15 protein-coding genes and 1 tRNA gene are annotated in these 17103 nt (G+C 67.4%); 5 read left to right on the top strand and 11 right to left on the bottom strand.

Annotated elements, in window-relative coordinates; genetic code table 11:
- Positions 1-1785, bottom strand: coding sequence for a lipid A export permease/ATP-binding protein MsbA (gene msbA, locus AC1DSC_RS25135; protein ID WP_026284061.1), 1785 nt, complete (start codon positions 1783-1785; stop codon positions 1-3).
- A gap of 251 nt (positions 1786-2036) precedes the next feature.
- Here msbA and tolB point away from each other — a divergent pair, with 251 nt between their 5' ends.
- The 5 genes from tolB (at position 2037) to AC1DSC_RS25110 (ending at position 5555) form a co-directional block, all read left to right on the top strand.
- Positions 2037-3263 carry a Tol-Pal system beta propeller repeat protein TolB gene (gene tolB / locus AC1DSC_RS25130; protein WP_012747799.1) on the top strand — a complete coding sequence of 409 codons (1227 nt, stop codon included), beginning with the start codon at positions 2037-2039 and terminating at the stop codon, positions 3261-3263.
- A 25-nt stretch (positions 3264-3288) separates the two neighbouring features.
- The gene (gene pal / locus AC1DSC_RS25125) at positions 3289-3807 is read left to right on the top strand and encodes a peptidoglycan-associated lipoprotein Pal (protein ID WP_012747800.1); all 519 of its coding nucleotides are present in this window, start codon (positions 3289-3291) and stop codon (positions 3805-3807) included.
- Positions 3807-4556 (top strand): tol-pal system protein YbgF, encoded by a 750-nt coding sequence (gene ybgF / locus AC1DSC_RS25120; RefSeq protein ID WP_012747801.1) that lies wholly within the window; start codon positions 3807-3809, stop codon positions 4554-4556. Before pal ends, ybgF begins: the two co-directional genes overlap by 1 nt.
- Positions 4557-4623: 67 nt before the next feature.
- A complete protein-coding gene (locus AC1DSC_RS25115) occupies positions 4624-5418 on the top strand; it encodes a tRNA threonylcarbamoyladenosine dehydratase (protein ID WP_012747802.1) in 795 nt (264 codons plus the stop codon).
- 61 nt (positions 5419-5479) lie between these two features.
- Positions 5480-5555: transfer RNA gene (locus AC1DSC_RS25110), tRNA-Lys, on the top strand.
- A gap of 228 nt (positions 5556-5783) precedes the next feature.
- Here the strand turns inward: AC1DSC_RS25110 and AC1DSC_RS25105 are convergent.
- The 10 genes from AC1DSC_RS25105 to argA all read right to left on the bottom strand — a co-directional run bounded on the left by AC1DSC_RS25105 (position 5784) and on the right by argA (position 16945).
- On the bottom strand, positions 5784-6500 hold the full coding sequence (locus tag AC1DSC_RS25105) for a helix-turn-helix domain-containing protein (RefSeq protein ID WP_026284060.1): 717 nt from the start codon (positions 6498-6500) through the stop codon (positions 5784-5786).
- Between the two features lie 390 nt (positions 6501-6890).
- A complete protein-coding gene (locus AC1DSC_RS25100) occupies positions 6891-7394 on the bottom strand; it encodes a hypothetical protein (protein ID WP_012747818.1) in 504 nt (167 codons plus the stop codon).
- A 25-nt stretch (positions 7395-7419) separates the two neighbouring features.
- A complete protein-coding gene (locus tag AC1DSC_RS25095) occupies positions 7420-9372 on the bottom strand; it encodes an ABC-F family ATP-binding cassette domain-containing protein (protein ID WP_369662921.1) in 1953 nt (650 codons plus the stop codon).
- A 144-nt stretch (positions 9373-9516) separates the two neighbouring features.
- Complete coding sequence (gene prmB, locus AC1DSC_RS25090) at positions 9517-10398, bottom strand: 50S ribosomal protein L3 N(5)-glutamine methyltransferase (RefSeq protein ID WP_369662922.1); 882 nt, start codon at positions 10396-10398, stop codon at positions 9517-9519.
- Positions 10395-11570 (bottom strand): succinyl-diaminopimelate desuccinylase, encoded by a 1176-nt coding sequence (gene dapE, locus AC1DSC_RS25085; protein ID WP_369662923.1) that lies wholly within the window; start codon positions 11568-11570, stop codon positions 10395-10397. Before dapE ends, prmB begins: the two co-directional genes overlap by 4 nt.
- A 16-nt stretch (positions 11571-11586) precedes the next feature.
- Positions 11587-12735: a PilT/PilU family type 4a pilus ATPase gene (locus AC1DSC_RS25080; RefSeq protein ID WP_307595458.1), complete on the bottom strand. Its 1149-nt coding sequence runs from the start codon at positions 12733-12735 to the stop codon at positions 11587-11589.
- A gap of 34 nt (positions 12736-12769) precedes the next feature.
- A complete protein-coding gene (gene dapD, locus AC1DSC_RS25075) occupies positions 12770-13603 on the bottom strand; it encodes a 2,3,4,5-tetrahydropyridine-2,6-dicarboxylate N-succinyltransferase (RefSeq protein WP_319426098.1) in 834 nt (277 codons plus the stop codon).
- Positions 13604-13647: 44 nt separating this feature from the next.
- A complete protein-coding gene (dapC, locus tag AC1DSC_RS25070; protein ID WP_369662924.1) occupies positions 13648-14859 on the bottom strand; it encodes a succinyldiaminopimelate transaminase in 1212 nt (403 codons plus the stop codon).
- Positions 14860-14933: 74 nt separating this feature from the next.
- Positions 14934-15572, bottom strand: coding sequence for a LysE family translocator (locus AC1DSC_RS25065; protein WP_012747825.1), 639 nt, complete (start codon positions 15570-15572; stop codon positions 14934-14936).
- A 26-nt stretch (positions 15573-15598) separates the two neighbouring features.
- Complete coding sequence (gene argA, locus AC1DSC_RS25060) at positions 15599-16945, bottom strand: amino-acid N-acetyltransferase (RefSeq protein WP_012747826.1); 1347 nt, start codon at positions 16943-16945, stop codon at positions 15599-15601.
- Between the last annotated feature and the right edge of the window lie 158 nt (positions 16946-17103).

The raw sequence follows: 17103 nt of genomic DNA, 5'->3' as shown, positions 1-17103 counted from the left end.
TCAGAGCGTCGGGTCCTGGCCCGGCGTCGCGCTGCGCACCGCCAGCGTCTGCAGCCGGGCATAGAGGCCGTCCAGCGCCATCAGCTGCGCGTGGCTGCCTTGCTCGGCGATGCGGCCCTGCTCCATCACGATGATGCGGTCGGCATGCTGGATGGTCGAGAGCCGGTGGGCGACGATCAGCGTGGTGCGGTTCTGCATCAGGCGCTGCAGGGCGTCCTGCACCAGCCGTTCCGATTCGGTGTCGAGGGCCGAGGTGGCCTCGTCGAGCAGCAGGATGGGCGCGTTCTTGTAGAGCGCGCGTGCAATGGCCAGGCGCTGGCGCTGGCCGCCGGAAAGCTGCGTGGCGTTGTGGCCGAGCACCGTGTCGATGCCCTGCGGCAGGCTTTCGACGTGGGAGGCGAGGTTGGCGGCTTCTATGCACTGCTGCACGCGAGCGCGATCGACGGCGGCGCCCAGCGCCACGTTGGCGGCCAGCGTGTCGTTGAGCATCACCACGTCCTGGCTCACCATCGCGAACTGCGCGCGCAGGCTCTTGAGCTCCCATTCGCTGGTGTCGTGCCCGTCGAGCAGCACCTGGCCGCCGCTCGGCAGCACGAAGCGCGGCAGCAGGTTGACCAGCGTGGTCTTGCCGGATCCCGAAGGCCCGACGAAGGCCACCACCTGACCCGGCTCGATCATCAGGTTCACGCCGTCGAGCGCGCGGGCCTCGTCCTCGCCGCGGTAGCTGACCCTGGCCTCGCGCAGTTCGATGCGGCCTTGCGCATGGTCGATGGCGAAGCTGCCCTGCGGCTCTGGCGCCACTTCGTCGATCAGCACCAGGCCGCGTTCGAGCGCTGCAAGGCCGCGCGTGATGGGCGCGGCCATGTCCGCCAGCCGGCGGATCGGCGCGATCAGCATCAGCATGGCCGTGATGTAGGCAACGAAGCCGCCCACGGTCAGGCCCTGTTCGCCGCTCTGCCAGAGCGCGATCATCACCACCACCGACAGTGCAAGCGCGGCCATCATCTGCGTGAGCGGCGTGGTGGCGGCCTGCGCAATGGTCGATTTCACGGCCAGGCGGTTCAGGCGCTGGCTCAGCTGTTCGAAGCGCTCGCCCTGCGCCGCCTCGGCCCCGTGCAGCCGCACCATGCGGTGCGCGAGCACGTTCTCTTCCACCACATAGGCGAGTTCGTCGGTGGCCTGCTGGCCCTGCTGGGTCAGGCGGTACAGGCGCTTGGAGAACACCTTCATGATCCACGAGATGCTCGGCACCAGGAAGGCGACGATGAGCGTGAGCTTCCAGTTCAGATAGACCAGGTAGGCGAGCAGCGCCACCAGCGTGAAGCCGTCGCGCGAGAGCCCGAGCAGGGCCTGCACCAGCAGCATGGAGCCGGTCTGCACCTCGTACACCACGGTGTTGGAAAGCGCGCTGGCCGACTGGCGCGAGAACAGCGCCAGCTCGGCCGCCAGCAGGCGCTGGAACAGCACGCGGCGCAGCCGCTGCATGCCTTCGTTGGCGATGCGCGAGAGCGCATATTGGGAAATGAACTGCGCGATGCCACGCACCGCGAACAGCAGCAGCACGGCCGCCGGCACGATCCACAGCGCGAGCTGGCCGCGGTTGAAGCCGCGGTCGAGCAGCGGCTTCAGCAGGGCCGCCATCAAGGGCTCGGTGACGGCCGCCAGCAGGGCGCCGATGAGCCCGACGGCCCACCAGTGGCGCGAGCCGCCGAACCAGGTCATGAGTCGCGCCAGCCGGCGTGTCAGGGGAGGGCGTGCGGTCTCACTGCCGGGGGATGCTTGCATGGCGGCGGATTCTACGGGGCCCACCGCAGGGCCCTTGGAGGGCCGCGCTGTAGGACCACATCGCCCGATACACGTTTTGTGACGGCACGATCGAACCAGTGTGTAACATGTGGCCCGTCGCACCGGGTAGAACTTTTTGACCCGAAACATCTCCGAACCGCATGAACAAGCCGTTGCCAGTTTCCATTCCAACTCCTTCTTCATCGTTTTTTGCACGCCGCGCCTTGATTGCGGCTCTTGCTGCAACTCCCATGCTGCCCGCGCTCGCCCAGTTCCGGGTCGAGGTGTCGGGCGTCGGACTCACGCAGCTGCCCATTGCGCTGGTTCCCTTCAAGGGGCAGGACGCCTCGCCGCAGAAGATCTCCGAGATCGTGCAGGCCGACCTGGAGCGCAGCGGCCAGTTCCGCGGCGTCGATGCCTCGGGCCAGGCGCTGGACGAAGCCTCGCGCCCCGACCTCGCGCTGTGGCGCCAGCGCACGGCCGATTCGCTCGTGGTGGGCAGCGTCACGCGCCTGGCCGACGGCCGCTTCGACGTGCGCTTCCGCCTGTGGGACGTGGTGCGCGGACAGGACCTCGGCGGCCAGAGCTACACCGTGCCGCAAGGCGATCTTCGGCTCGCCTCGCACCGCATTGCCGACTACGTCTATGAAAAGCTGACCGGCGACAAGGGCATCTTCTCGACCCGCATCGCCTACGTGACCAAGGGCGGCAGCCGCTATTCGCTGTGGGTGGCGGATGCCGACGGCGAGAACGCGCAGGCCGCGCTCGCCAGCCCCGAACCCATCATCTCGCCGGTCTGGTCGTCCAACGGGCAACAGCTGGCGTACGTGTCCTTCGAGTCGCGCAAGCCGGTGGTGTACGTGCACAACGTGGCGAGCGGGCAGCGCCGCCTCTTGGCCAACTTCCGCGGTTCCAACAGCGCGCCGGCATGGGCGCCCGATGGCGGCTCGCTGGCCGTCACGCTCAGCCGCGACGGCGGCTCCCAGCTCTACACGATCCCGGCGAGCGGCGGCGAGCCGCGCCGCCTGACCCAGAGCGCCAGCATCGACACCGAGCCCGTCTACTCGGCCGACGGCAGCACGATCTACTTCGTGAGCGACCGAGGCGGTGCGCCGCAGATCTACAAGATGAGCGCCAGCGGCGGCGCGCCGACGCGCGTCACCTTCAGCGGCACCTACAACATTTCTCCTTCTGTCAGCGGCGATGGCCGGTGGTTGGCCTACATCTCCCGCGTTGGCGGCGCCTTCAAACTCCATGTGATGGAGTTGGCCACCGGCAATGTCTCGGCCATCACCGACACCTCGGCAGACGAGAGCCCGAGTTTTGCCCCCAACAGCAAGCTGATCGTCTACGCAACGCACCTGCAAGGCCGCGAAGCGCTCATGACGACCACGCTGGATGGAAAAATAAAGGCACGTCTGGCGGGACAGGGCGGAGACATAAGAGAACCGGACTGGGGTCCGTTTCAAAAGCAATGACCAAGGTTTATTTGAGGAGTACCCAATGTTGAAACGTACGATTTATTCGCTGGCCATCGTGGCTCTGATTGCCGGCTGCTCGTCGGGCACCAAGCTCAACGACACCCCGGTGACCGACCGCTCCGGCACCGCCGGCGGCCAGCAGGGCAGCGCGAGCGCCGTGGCGCCCGTCACCATCGATCCCAATGCCGGTACCGCTCAAGGGCCGGTCGGTATCGAACGGATCGTCTATTTCGACTACGACAGCTATACGGTCAAGCCCGAGTTCCAGTCCCTGATCGACGGCCACGCCCGTTTCCTCAAGGCCAACCCGCAGCGCCGCGTTTCCATCGAAGGCCACACCGACGACCGTGGCGGCCGCGAGTACAACCTTGCACTCGGCCAGAAGCGCTCCGAGGCCGTCCGCCGCGCGCTGACGCTCTTGGGCGTGAGCGACGCCCAGATCGAAGCCGTGAGCTTCGGCAAGGAAAAGCCCGCGGTCCAGGGCTCGGGCGAAGAAGCCTGGGCACAGAACCGCCGCGCTGAAATCCGCTACACCCGGTGATGCAACACGCCCTGTTGCGAGGCGCGGCGCTGGCTGCCGCCTTGCTTTGCGTTTCGGCCGGCTCGCAGGCCGCGTTGTTCGAGGATGACGAGGCACGCCGCGCCATCCTCGACCTGCGCCAGCGGGTGGAGGCCATGCGCCAGCAGACCGACCAGCGGCTGACCGACGAAAACGGCCAGCTGCGCCGCAGCCTGCTCGACCTGCAGAACCAGATCGAGCAGATGCGGGGCGATCTCGCGCGCATGACCGGCCAGAACGAGCAGCTGCAGCGCACGGTCAGCGAGATGCAGTCGCGCCAGGCCACCATCGACGACCGGCTCAAGCAGAACGAGCCGACGAAGGTTTCGGTCGACGGCCGCGAGTTCACCGCCGATCCCAAGGAAAAGGCCGACTTCGACGCCGCGCTCGGCATCTTCCGTGCGGGCCAGTTCGCGCAGGCGCAAACCGCGTTTGCCGAATTCGTCAAGCGCTACCCGCAAAGCGGCTACAACGCCTCGGCGCTGTTCTGGCTCGGCAATGCGCAGTACGCCACGCGCAACTACAACGAGGCCATCGCGAACTTCCGCTCCATGCTGTCGCTTGCGCCCGACCACGCCAAGGCTCCCGAGGCCGTGCTGTCGATCGCCAACTGCCAGATCGAGCTGAAGGACACGCGCGCCGCGCGCCGCACGCTGGAAGACCTGACCAAGGCCTATCCGCAATCCGAAGCCGCCCAGGCTGGCCGCGAGCGTCTCTCGCGCCTGCGCTAGCAACGGCGAAGCCCTCCGCTTGAGCGCAGCCATCCTTCCCGATGCGTCGATCGCTGCCGCAGGTGTCGTGACCGACACCGCGGCGCCCGACTTCGCGCGCCGCTTCGGCGGCCTCGAGCGGCTGTACGGCGTGGCCGGTGCCGCGCGCATCCGCAACGCCCACGTGCTCGTCGCCGGCATCGGCGGCGTGGGCTCGTGGGCGGTCGAGGCGCTGGCGCGCAGCGGCGTCGGGCGGCTCACGCTGATCGATCTCGACCACGTCTCGGAGTCGAACATCAACCGGCAGATCCACGCGCTCGATGCGACCGTGGGTCAGGCCAAGGTCGAGGCCATGCGCGACCGCATTGCGCAGATCAATCCCGGCTGCCAGGTGCTCGCGCTCGATGAGTTCGTCGAGCCGGGCAACTGGATGGCATTGCTCGATGCGGCGCAGGCGGCCAACGGGCCCGCGACGGCCGTGATAGACGCCTGCGACCAGGTCAAGGCCAAGCTCGCGATGGCCGCGTGGGCGCGCGCGTCGCGCAGCGCTTTCGTGACCGTGGGCGCGGCCGGCGGCAAGCGGCAGGCGCACAAGGTCGACATCGACGATCTCGCGCTCGTCACGCACGACCCGCTGCTGGCCCAGCTTCGCCAGCGCCTTCGCAAGGAGCATGGCGCTCCGCGCGAGGGCCGCAAGATCGGCGTGGCCTGCGTCTTCAGCCGCGAGAGCGTCGCACCGCCCGATGCCTCCTGCGCCATCGAAGAAGGCGACGGTTCGCTCAACTGCCATGGCTATGGTTCGGTGGTGAGCGTGACCGCGACATTCGGCCAATGTGCAGCAGGTTGGGTTCTCGACAAGATTGCGAGCAACGCCACGCTATAATCTTTGGCTTTGCCGGATTCAACACCGGTTAAGAAAAACCGAAAAAGAAGAAATTGGTTCCGGGACGTTAGCTCAGTTGGTAGAGCAGCGGACTTTTAATCCGTTGGTCACTGGTTCGAATCCAGTACGTCCTACCAGACCCCTCCAAGAAGCCGCTCCACCGAGCGGCTTTTTTATTGCCCGCGGATCGCAGATCGCGTCAGCCAAAAAAACAGCCCGCGCGAGGGCGGGCTGGAAGATGGCCTGCTGGAGGAGGGAGGATCAGAGGATTGCAGGCCACAGGAGAGCCTTCACTATGTTCCCCCAACCTGCACGCAACCTGACCTCGGCGCGTGCCTTGAACGCGCGCGCCATGCAAGGCTCGGTCAGTCCTCGTCTTCCCACTTGCCCACCACGGTGCCGAGCACCGTGAAGGCGCTTCGGATCGGCTCGTGCTTCGGATTCAGCGGCAGCAGCCAGCGGCGGCCGTCTTCCTGCTTGAAGACCTTGAAGGTGACTTCGTTGCTCGCGTCGAGCCTGGCGATGATGCGCTCGCCGTCTTCGGGCGTCGTGCGCTGCGTGTCGACGAAGATGATCGACTCCGCGGGATAGCTCTTCAGGTGGCCGCTCGGTGCGGTCATGCTGTCGCCGCGCACGCGCAGCGCGTAGGTGTTGCCGGGGCTGTGATGCGCAACGCAGGGAAGCCAGCGCTCGGCCTGGATCGTTCCTTGCGCGGCGCCCTTCCATGAGGCGACCTGCGTCCACGCGATCAGGGGCACGGTGCCGGGCGTGCCGGGATTGAAGGAGGGGCCCGACGGCGGCGTGCGCGTGACCCGGTAGGCACCCGGAGGTTCGCTGGCGTTGTCGCGCGCCGTGCCTGGCTGGGGTGGGTCCCATGGCGCGGGGCCATCGCCGGTGTCGAGCCAGTTGGGGTCGACGCGGTAGGTGCGTGCCAGCGCGAGCAGGGCCATCGAGCGGCCGGTGTCGCCGCGTTCTATTTTCGAGATGTTGGATTGCTTGACGCCTGAAGCCGCTTCGGCTTGCTTCTGAGTCATTCCGGCGTATTTGCGCGCTGCCAATGCGCGCGCTGCAATAGTCTCCATGGGCGCCGATTTAAGCGCAGGCGAATATTCACTTTGGACTCTAGAATAGTTGAAAGGGAGTATTTGCCATGAAACCACGCAAGTTGGTGCTGGCGCCCAAAGCCGTGAGGCCGAAGCACAAACAAGCCAATCGAAGCGAAGAGCGAAGCCATCGCGCATGCGATGCGGCGCCGCGCTCAGCCCGTATTCACCTGTTGAGCTGAGCTGTGCGCAGGCTCCTGCCGCCGGGCCTGTGGCTGGACCGCGCGCTGTGCGTGCTGTTGGCGCTGCTGTCCGCCGCGGCTCTTTTCCATGGGTTTCGTTCGCAGGACGATGGCCTGGCCGGCCTGGGGATCGCGGGCCTCGTTGCCGCGGGGTGGATCGGGACCGCGCTGTTCGACGACAGCGCCTTCAGGCGGGCGCGTGCGGTCCGGGAGGCGGTAAAGAAAGCGTCGCGCTCACGCGCACGCAATCCTTGATGTGCTGCTCGCCGAGAGCGCGCAAGGCAGCGTAGCCGAGCGCAGCGGAGACGATCTGCCCGGCAATCGGCACGTACTTGGCGGCCTGCTTGGCCGTGAGCTTCACGCCCGCGTGCCGCGCGAGCTTGATCAGCAGGTCGCGCGTGACGAGCCGGCCGACCAGCAGCGCACCAACGGTCGTGGCGGCCTTCTGGATGCGTTCGCGCTGGTGCGGCGCGAGCTTTTCGACCTGGGTGACGGACAGGCCGAACTCGGCGCTGATCTGCGGCACCAGGCGCGAGAGCAGGGCCGCGTCGGCCGCCCAGTCGATGCCCGGCAGGGGCACGGCGCTGGCGGCCGCGGCCATCAGCGCCTTGCGGCCGATCAGGCGGCGGCTGCGGTGGATGGCCGCGATCAGCTTTTCGTCACCACGGGCCAGTTCGATGGCGGACGGCATGCAGGGCGTCTCCTTGGCAGAGAGTTCAGGCCGCGAGCGCCTCGAGCTGGTCCGACAGGGCCAGCCAGCGCTCTTCGAGGCGTCCGATTTCGTCGTTGAGGGCTTTCAGCCGCTTGCCCGCCTCGGCAATCTCGGCTGACGGCAGGGGCTGCGCCAGGCGCGCCTCGAGCGCGGTGCGCTCGGTGCCGGCCGCAGCCAGCCGTTCGTCGATCTGCGCGATCTCGCGCTTGATCGGCTTGGCCTGGTCGCTGCGCTGCTGGCGGTCCTGGATGTCCTGCTTGGGCACCTGGGCGGCCGTGTTGGCGGCTTCGCGCACGGCGACCTTGGCTTCCTCGCGCAGCCGCTTGGCTTCGTCGAGCAGGTAGCGCTGGTAGTCGTCCAGGTCGCCATCGAAATCGGCGACCACGCCGCGGCCCACGAGCCAGAACTCGTCGCACACCGAGCGCAGCAGCGCGCGGTCGTGGCTCACCAGCATCAGCGTGCCTTCGAACTCGTTGAGCGCCACGGCCAGCGCCTCGCGTGTGGCCAGGTCCAGGTGGTTGGTGGGCTCGTCGAGCAGCAGCAGGTTGGGGCGCTGCCAGACCATCATCGCGAGCACCAGGCGCGCCTTCTCGCCGCCGCTCATGGTGCCCACGGGCTGCTTCACCATGTCGCCGCTGAAGTTGAAGCTGCCGAGGAAGCCGCGCAGCGCCTGCTCGCCGGTGCTTTCCTTGACGGCGCTGCCCAGCTCGCGCGCCATGCGCACCATGTGCTCGAGCGGGTTGTCCTGCGGGCGCAGCACGTCGAGTTCCTGCTGCGCGAAGTAGCCGATGTTCAGGCCCTTGCCCTCGGTGACCTGGCCGGCCAGCGCGCCCATTTCGCGTGCAATGGTCTTCACCAGCGTCGACTTGCCCTGGCCGTTGGCGCCCAGGATGCCGATGCGCTGGCCCGCGAGCACCGAGCGGCTCACGCCGCGCAGGATGGTCTTGGGTTCTTCGCCCTCGATCTCATAGCCGAAGCTCGCATTGCTGATCGAGAGCATCGGATTCGGGATGTTGCCCGGCTCCTTGAACTCGAAGGTGAAGTCGGCCTCGGCCAAGAGCGGCGCGACTCTTTCCATGCGCTCCAGCGCCTTGACGCGGCTTTGCGCCTGCTTGGCCTTGCTGGCCTTGGCCTTGAAGCGGTCGATGAACTTCTGCAGGTGGGCGATCTTGTCCTGCTGCTTGGAGAAGGCGACCTGCTGCTGCTCCATCTGCAGCGCGCGCATGTCCTCGAACTTGCTGTAGTTGCCGCCGTAGCGCGTGAGCTGGGCGTTGGCGATGTGCAGCGTGACGTCGGTCACGGCGTCGAGGAACTCGCGGTCGTGGCTGATGACGATCATGGTGCCGGCGTACTTCTGCAGCCAGGCTTCGAGCCACACCAGTGCGTCCAAGTCCAGGTGGTTGGTGGGTTCGTCGAGCAGCAGCAGGTCGCTCGGGCACATCAGCGCGCGGGCCAACTGCAGACGCATGCGCCAGCCGCCCGAAAAGCTGTTGACGGGCTCGTCGAGCTCGTGCGACTTGAAGCCCAGCCCGAGCACCAGCGCCTGCGCGCGCGGCACGGCGTCGTGCTCGCCGGCGTCGGCCAGGTCGGTGTAGGCGTGGGCCAGCTCCATGCCGATGTCGGCGTCGTCGGGGTTGGCTTCGTAGGCGGCCTCGATGGCCGCCAGCGTGGCGCGCAGCTCGGTCAGCCGCGAGTCGCCGCCGACCACGAAGTCGGTCGCCGACTCCTCGGTTTCGGGCATGTCCTGCGCCACCTGCGCCATGCGCCACTGCTTGGGCACGTAGAAGTCGCCGCCGTCTTCGTGCAGCGAGCCGTTGAAGAGCGCGAACAGGGTCGACTTGCCGGCGCCGTTGCGCCCGACGAGGCCGACCTTCTCACCGGGGTTGATGGTGACGGTGGCGCCGTCGAGCAGAACCTTGGCGCTGCGGCGAAGAATGACGTTTTTGAGAGTAATCATGAAATAGGAACCGTAGGGGCGATTATCCCGCCCGGCCCGTGGCGGCCTGGCGCGAAGGGGCAAATGGGGAGGACACCACCCGGAAAAGGAGGGGCGCAGCCGTGGCTGCGGAAAAGCGGCGGAAAGGGACGTGGGCGGGCGCAGCTAACGCGCGCCGGCGCCAGCCAGCAGCGCGGCTCGGGTCACGAGCAGGACCTGGTCCTCGCCTGCGGAGGTTTCCAGCCACACCACTTCGAGCTGCGGGAAGGCGGCTTCGAAGTAGTCGCGCTCGTTGCCGATTTCCAGCACCAGCACGGCCTCTTCGCTCATGCGCGAAGGCGCGTCGGCGAACAGCTGGCGAACGAAGTCCATGCCGTCGGTGCCGCCGGCCAGCGCCAGTTCGGGCTCGGCGCGGTATTCGGCGGGCAGGGCGGCCATGCTCGCGCTGTTCACGTAGGGCGGATTGCACAGCACCAGGTCGTAGGGACCGGGCAGCCTGGCGAGGCCGTCGGACTCGACCAGCCGGATGCGTGCATCGAGCTGGTGCCGGGTGACGTTGATGGCCGCCACCTCGAGCGCCTCGGCCGACAGGTCGGCGGCATCGACCCTGATGTCCGGATAGGTCATGGCCGCGAGCACTGCCAGGCTGCCGTTGCCCGTGCACAGGTCGAGCACGCGCTGCGTGTGCTCGCCGAGCCAGTAGTCGATGCTGCCGTCGGCGATCAGTTCGGCGATGAAGCTGCGCGGCACGATGGCGCGCTCGTCCACGTAGAAGGGCACGCCCTGCAGCCAGGCCTCCTTGGTGAGATAGGCAGCGGGCTTGCGCGTGGCGATGCGTTCATCGAGCAGCGCCGCGACCTTGCCGGCATCGGCCGGCGAGACGGCCTTGTCGGCCACCGCGTCGATGTCGTCCAGCGGCAGCTTCAGGCGCCAGAGCACCAGCCAGGCGGCTTCGTCGAAGGCGTTGGCGGTGCCGTGGCCGAAGGCGACTCCGGCTTCTTCCAGCCGCCTGGCGCCGGCCTCGATCAGCTCGATGACAGTGCTCATCGGGCGAGCGACGCTTCGAGGCGCTCCAGCGTGCGCTTGTAGATGTTCTTCAGCGTCTCGATCTCGGCCACGTCGATGTGCTCGTCGATCTTGTGGATGCTGGCGTTGACCGGGCCGAGCTCGACCACCTGCTTGCAGATCTTGGCGATGAAGCGCGCATCGCTGGTGCCGCCGCTGGTCGAGAGCTCGGTGGCGATGCCGGTTTCGTCGGCAATGGCCGCCTGCACCGCGCTGACGAGTTCGCCCGGCGTCGTGAGGAAGGGCAGGCCGCCGATGGTCCAGGCGAGCGTGCAGTCCACGCCGTGCGCATCGAGCACCGCATGCACGCGCTTTTGCAGCGACTCGGGCGTCGATTCGGTCGAGAAGCGGAAATTGAAGTCGATGACCGCGCTGCCCGGAATCACGTTGCTTGCACCGGTGCCCGCGTGAAAGTTGCTGATCTGCCAGCTGGTGGGCTGGAAGTAGGCATTGCCCGCGTCCCAGCCGCCCGCGGCGTTGATGGCCACCAGTTCCGCCAGCGCGGGCGCCACGGCATGCACCGGGTTCTTTGCGAGGTGCGGATAGGCGATGTGGCCCTGCACGCCGTGGACCGTGAGCTTGCCGCTCATGGTGCCGCGGCGGCCGTTCTTGATCATGTCGCCGCAGCGCTCGACGGCCGTGGGCTCGCCGACGATGCAGTAGTCGATGGTTTCGCCGCGCGCGGCCAGCGCGTTGCAGACGATGACCGTGCCATCGACGCCCGGGCCTTCCTCGTCGCTGGTGAGCAGGAGCGCGAGCGTGAGCCTGGGATCGGGCGTGGCCGCAAGGAATTCCTCGATGGAGACAACGAAGGCCGCGACCGATGTCTTCATGTCGCATGCGCCGCGGCCATAGAGCTTGCCGCCGCGGTGGGTGGGCGTGAACGGATGGCTGGTCCACTGCTCGACCGGCCCCGTGGGCACCACGTCGGTGTGGCCTGCGAACACCAGCGTCTTTGTCGGCGCGGTGCCGGCCGGACGGCGCACCGCCCACAGGTTGGTCACGCGAAAATCGGCCGGGCCGCTTTCGATGGTTTCGAGCGTGAAGCCCAGCCGTGCCAGCCGTTCGCCGAGGATCTGTTGGCAGCCCGCATCGTCGGGGGTGACCGAGGGGCGCGAGATGAGTTGTTCGGCGAGCTGGAGGGTACGGGACATCGGGGAAAGGCTGGGTTCAGAACTTCACGTCGAGCGTGATGTCGGTGAAGGTGGGTTCGTCGACCTGGTCCGTCAGGTTGCGGTCTTCGGTCTTCTGCTTGGGCGCGGCGCGGTTCTGCAGCCGCCACATCAGGTTGGTGGGCGAGTCGGCCTGGGCCAGGCCTTCCTCGCGCGTCACGCGCTCTTCGGTGATGAGGCGGGCAATGTCTTCCTCGAAGGTCTGCGAGCCTTCGGCCATCGATTGCTCCATGGCCTCCTTGACGGCGGAGAAGTCGCCCTTTTCGATCAGTTCGGCCACCAGGGCCGTGTTGAGCATGACCTCGAGCGCCGGCACGCGGCCGCCGGTGGGCGTGCGCAGCAGCCGCTGCGACACGATGGCGCGCAGCGCCGAGCCCAGGTCGCCCAGCAGCGTGGGGCGCACCTCGACCGGGAAGAAGCTCAGGATGCGGTTGAGCGCGCGGTAGCTGTTGTTGGCATGCAGCGTGGCCACGCACAGGTGGCCCGACTGCGCGTAGGCAATGGCAGCCGTCATGGTTTCGCGGTCGCGGATCTCGCCGATCTGGATCACGTCGGGCGCCTGGCGCAGCGCATTCTTGAGCGCAACCTGCAGCGACTCGGTGTCGCTGCCCACGTCGCGCTGGTTCACCAGCGACTTCTTGTTGGTGTAGGTGAACTCGATGGGTTCTTCCACCGTGAGGATGTGGCCCGTGGCGTGCTCGTTGCGGTAGTCGAGCATCGAGGCCAGCGTGGTGGTCTTGCCGGCGCCGGTCGCGCCCACCATCAGGATCAGCCCGCGCTTCTCCATGATGAGCGTCTTGAGGATGTCGGGTAGGTTCAGGTCGGCAAAGCTCGGAATGGTCGAGGCGATGTGCCGCACCACCACCGCATAGCTGCCGCGCTGGCGCATGGCGCTGATGCGGTAGTTGCCGGCGCCCTCGAGCATCACGGCCATGTTGAGTTCGCCGGTTCGCTCCAGCTCCTGGATGCGGGCTTCGGGCACCACCTCGGCCAGCAGCGCGAGCGGCGCGTTGGCCGGCAGCACCTGGGCGTTGATCGGCACGCAGGTGCCGTTGAGGCGGATCAGCACCGGGGAGTGCGCCGAGAGGTAGATGTCGGAGGCCTTGCGCTCGGCCATCAAACGAAGAATCCGCTCCATCATGTTCATCGGTCTCTCTCCTCGGGTGCTGTTGTTTTCTCGATCAGTCGCGCAGCAGGTCGTTCAGGCTGGTCTTGGAACGCGTTTGCGCATCGACCGTCTTGACGATGATTGCTGCGTAGGTGCTGTATTCCTGGCCCGACTTGGTCTTCTTGGGCAGGTTGCCGCTGATCACGACGCTGCCGGACGGCACGCGGCCGAAGGACGTCTCTCCGGTGTCGCGGTTGAAGATCGGGGTGCTCTGGCCGATGTACACCCCCATGCCGAGCACCGAGTTTTCCTCGATCACCACGCCCTCGACCACTTCGGAGCGCGCGCCGATGAAGCAGTTGTCCTCGATGATGGTCGGGCCGGCTTGCAGCGGCTCCAGCACGCCGCCGATGCCGACGCCGCCCGACAGGTGCACGTTGGCACCGATCTGCGCGCAGGAACCCACGGTGGCCCAGGTGTCGACCATGGTGCCTTCGCCCACGTAGGCGCCGATGTTCACGTAGGAAGGCATCAGGATCGCGCCCTTGGCGATGTAGCTGCCGCGGCGGGCCACGGCCGGCGGCACGATGCGAACGCCCGATTCCTTCAGCTCGTTTGCCGACAGGTGCGAGAACTTGGTGGGCACCTTGTCGTAGAAGCCCAGCGAGCCGGCCTGCATCTGCTCGTTGTCCTTCAGGCGGAACGACAGCAGCACGGCCTTCTTGATCCACTGGTGCACGGTCCACTGGCCCACGCTTTCGCGCGTGGCAACGCGCAGCTTGCCGTTGTTGAGCTCGGAAATCACGTGCTCGACGGCATCGCGCACCTCGGCAGTGGCGGCGCTGGACGAGATGTTGGCGCGGTCTTCCCACGCGGCGTCGATGATTTGTTGCAGTTGCTGGGTCATGGAGAAAGTCTCGTGTGAAAAATGGGTGCGGGCGGAAAAGCGGGTCAGCGGCGGGCGTCCTTGCAGAAGCGGACGATGCGCTGGGCGGCCTCCACGCATTCGGCTGTTTCGGCGACCAGTGCCATGCGGATGCGGCCGCGGCCTGGGTTGGCGCCGTGGGCGGTCTCTCGCGCCAGATAGCTCCCCGGCAGAACCGTCACATTGTATTGAGCGTAGAGCGCGCGGGCGAAGGCTTCGTCGTCGCCAGCCCACACTTGGGGAATGCCGGCCCAGAGATAGAAACTGGCGTCGGGCAGGCGCACGTCGAGCACGGGTTCGAGCAGCGGCGTGACGGCCGCGAACTTGGCGCGGTACTGGGCGCGGTTGTCCACCACATGGGACTCGTCGCCCCAGGCCGCGATGCTGGCTGCGGCCACGGCGCCGCTCATGGCGCTGCCGTGGTAGGTGCGGTAGAGCAGGAACTTCTTGATGATGGCCGCGTCGCCCGCCACGAAGCCGCTGCGCAGGCCGGGCACGTTGCTGCGCTTGGACAGCGAGGTCAGCGCAATCAGGTTCCGGAAATCGGGCCGCCCGAGCTTCACCGAGGCCTCGAGTCCGCTGAGCGGGGGCTCGTCGCGGAAATAGATCTCGCTGTAGCACTCGTCGGCGGCAATCACGAAGCCGTGGCGGTCCGACAGGTCGAAGAGCCTTTTCCATTCGTCCAGCGACATCACCGCACCCGTCGGGTTGCCCGGCGAGCAGACGAACACCAACTGCGTGCGGGCCCAGACGGCCTCGGGCACGCTGTCCCAGGCCACGGCGAAATTGCGCGCGGGCACGCTGGCCACGTAGTACGGCTCGGCGCCCGAAAGCAGGGCCGCGCCCTCGTAGATCTGATAGAACGGATTGGGCGACATCACCACCGGCTGCGGCGAGGCGGTGGGGTCGACCACGGTCTGCGCCAGCGAGAACAGGGCTTCCCGCGAACCGTTGACAGGCAGCACCTGCGTGGCCGGGTCGAGGGTGAGGCTGTAGCGGGTTTTCAGCCAGTCGGTGAAGGCGGTGCGCAGGGTCAGGTCGCCCGCGGTCGCGGGGTAGGCGGCCAGCGCGCCGAGGCTGGCGCTCAAAGCGTCCTTGATGAAGCCTGGCGTGGCGTGCTTGGGTTCGCCGATGCCCAGGCTGATGGCCGGGAACTCGGGGTTGGGCGTGACGCCCGCGAACAGTTGCTTCAGCCGCTCGAAGGGATAGGGTTGCAACCGGGAAAGCAGGGGATTCATGCCCGGGATTATCGGTGACAGGTGTTACCGTTCCTGCCGAAGCGGCTACTGGCAGCCATGACGGCTGGCAGGCGTCAGGCCGCGCTGCGCCGGTAGAAGGCGAGCGAGCCCGCCAGTGCCAGCAGCATGCCGCCGCAGGCGCGGTCGATCCAGCGCGTTGCCGATGCCGTCAGCACCCGGATCGCGCGGGCGCCGACGAAGGCGTAGGCCAGCATCACCAGCGTGTCGAGGCCCGCGAAGATCAAGGCAATGATCAGGTACTGCGGCGCCTGCGCAGCCGCCGGATCGATGAACTGCGGCAGGAGCGCCGAGCAGAAGATGTAGCCCTTGGGGTTGGTCACCGCCACCAGGAAGGACTTGAAGAAGATGCGCCGGCTTTCGCCCGCCGTCACCGTGGCGGCCGCGTCCGCATCCGGCAGCTTGAAGCCGCCCTTGGAGCGCAGCATGCGCAGCCCGAGCCAGGCCAGGTAGGCGGCGCCCACCCACTTGAGCATCGAGAACCAGAACTCCGACGCCGCGAGCAGCGCACCCAGGCCAAGCGCGACGGCGCCCACCAGCACGAAGTCCGACAGCACCGCGCCGAGCATGCCCGGCAGCGCCCGGCGCACGCCGTGGCGGGAGCCGTTGCTCAGCGCCAGCAGCACCGTGGGGCCGGGCGTGGCGATGGCGGTGAAGGCGACCAGGGTGAACAGCAGGGCGGTGGCGAGCGTCATGGCGGCGGGGCGTCCTTCTTCCAGCTTCAGATTTTCTTGACCAGCACCTGGCTCTTGCGGTCCCAGTTGTACTTGCGCTTGCGGGCTTCGGGCAGCCAGTCGGGGTTGACCTGCTGAAAGCCGCGCTTGAGGAACCAGTGCATGGTGCGCGTGGTGAGCACGAAGATGCTTTCCAGGCCCATGGCCTTGGCGCGGTGCTCGATGCGCTTGAGGATGCGTTCGCCGTCGCCCTGCGACTGCGACTGGGGCGAGACGGTGAGCGCGGCCATCTCGGCGGTCTTGGCCTCGGGGTAGGGGTAGAGCGCCGCGCAGCCGAAGATCACGCCGTCGTGTTCGATGACCGTGTAGTGGCCCACGTCGCGCTCGATCTCGGTGCGGTCGCGCTTGACCAGCGTGCCGTCGCGCTCGAAGGGCTCGATCAGCTGCAGGATGCCGCCGATGTCGTCGACCGTGGCTTCGCGCAGGCTCTCGAGCTTCTCGTCGATCACCATGGTGCCGACGCCGTCGTGCACGTACACCTCGAGCAGCAGCGCGCCGTCCAGCGCAAAGGGCAGGATGTGGTTGCGCTCCACGCCGCCCTTGCAGGCCTTCACGCAGTGCTGCAGGTAGAAGGCGGTGTCGGTGGGCTTTTGCGGCGGCGGCAGCGAGGCCAGCAGCTTCTCGGCCGCGGCGAGCGGCAGCTCGGTGTCGATGGGGTTGTCTTCGCTCTCGGGCAATTCACTGTCGATGCGGATGCCAGGGATCTCGGTCAGGAAGATCAGCTTGTCGGCCTGGATGGAGATGGCCACGCTGGTGGCGACTTCTTCCATCGTCAGGTTGAAGGCCTCGCCCGTGGGCGAGAAGCCGAAGGGCGACATCAGCACCATGGCGCCGAAGTCGAGCGTGCGGCGGATGCCCACGGCGTCGACCTTGCGCACCAGGCCCGAATGCTTGAAGTCCACGCCGTCGACCACCCCGACGGGGCGCGCGGTGATGAAGTTGCCCGAGATCACGCGCACCGTCGATCCGGCCATTGGCGTGTTCGGCAGGCCCTGGCTGAAGGCGGCCTCGATCTCGTAGCGCAGCTGGCCGGCGGCTTCCTGCGCCGAATCCAGCGCCACCTCGTCGGTGATGCGGATGCCGTGCGAGTAGCGCGCCTCGTGCCCCTTGGCCGCGAGCTGCTCGTTGACCTGCGGGCGGAAGCCGTGCACCAGCACGATCTTGACGCCCATGCTCTGGATCAGCGCAAGGTCCTGCGCAATGTTCTGCAGCTTGCCCGCCGCGATCGCCTCGCCTGCCAGCGCGACCACGAAGGTCTTGCCGCGGTGCGTGTGGATGTAGGGCGCGACCGAGCGGAACCAGGGCACGAAGGTGAAGTTGAAAACGGTGGACATGGAGCGTGATTGTGCATTCTTGGAGGGCGGTTCGCGCGGGGCGGCCTATCGCCCGCAGCGGCCGGGCGGCGCCGCAAGGCGTGCAACAGCCGCGGCGCGCGCCGATAATGTGCGGTTTGCCTGCCGCGCCTTCCCGAACAGCCTTCCCCTTGACGACC

The sequence above is a fragment of the Variovorax sp. 01N425 genome (genome assembly GCF_056399465.1).
Note: the sequence above shows the minus strand (reverse complement) of the source record. Positions and strands in the feature narration are given on the sequence as shown.

What these genes read in the sequence shown, in the direction of transcription:
- dapE (WP_369662923.1), bottom strand. Translation starts at nt 11,570, where the DNA reads ATGTCCCGTACCCTCCAGCTCGCCGAACAACTCATCTCGCGCCCCTCG.
- msbA (WP_026284061.1), bottom strand. Translation starts at nt 1,785, where the DNA reads ATGCAAGCATCCCCCGGCAGTGAGACCGCACGCCCTCCCCTGACACGC.
- AC1DSC_RS25100 (WP_012747818.1), bottom strand. Translation starts at nt 7,394, where the DNA reads ATGCCGTCCGCCATCGAACTGGCCCGTGGTGACGAAAAGCTGATCGCG.
- argA (WP_012747826.1), bottom strand. Translation starts at nt 16,945, where the DNA reads ATGTCCACCGTTTTCAACTTCACCTTCGTGCCCTGGTTCCGCTCGGTC.
- AC1DSC_RS25065 (WP_012747825.1), bottom strand. Translation starts at nt 15,572, where the DNA reads ATGACGCTCGCCACCGCCCTGCTGTTCACCCTGGTCGCCTTCACCGCC.
- tolB (WP_012747799.1), top strand. Translation starts at nt 2,037, where the DNA reads ATGCTGCCCGCGCTCGCCCAGTTCCGGGTCGAGGTGTCGGGCGTCGGA.
- pal (WP_012747800.1), top strand. Translation starts at nt 3,289, where the DNA reads ATGTTGAAACGTACGATTTATTCGCTGGCCATCGTGGCTCTGATTGCC.
- AC1DSC_RS25105 (WP_026284060.1), bottom strand. Translation starts at nt 6,500, where the DNA reads ATGGAGACTATTGCAGCGCGCGCATTGGCAGCGCGCAAATACGCCGGA.
- prmB (WP_369662922.1), bottom strand. Translation starts at nt 10,398, where the DNA reads ATGAGCACTGTCATCGAGCTGATCGAGGCCGGCGCCAGGCGGCTGGAA.
- dapD (WP_319426098.1), bottom strand. Translation starts at nt 13,603, where the DNA reads ATGACCCAGCAACTGCAACAAATCATCGACGCCGCGTGGGAAGACCGC.
- AC1DSC_RS25080 (WP_307595458.1), bottom strand. Translation starts at nt 12,735, where the DNA reads ATGAACATGATGGAGCGGATTCTTCGTTTGATGGCCGAGCGCAAGGCC.
- dapC (WP_369662924.1), bottom strand. Translation starts at nt 14,859, where the DNA reads ATGAATCCCCTGCTTTCCCGGTTGCAACCCTATCCCTTCGAGCGGCTG.
- AC1DSC_RS25095 (WP_369662921.1), bottom strand. Translation starts at nt 9,372, where the DNA reads ATGATTACTCTCAAAAACGTCATTCTTCGCCGCAGCGCCAAGGTTCTG.
- ybgF (WP_012747801.1), top strand. Translation starts at nt 3,807, where the DNA reads ATGCAACACGCCCTGTTGCGAGGCGCGGCGCTGGCTGCCGCCTTGCTT.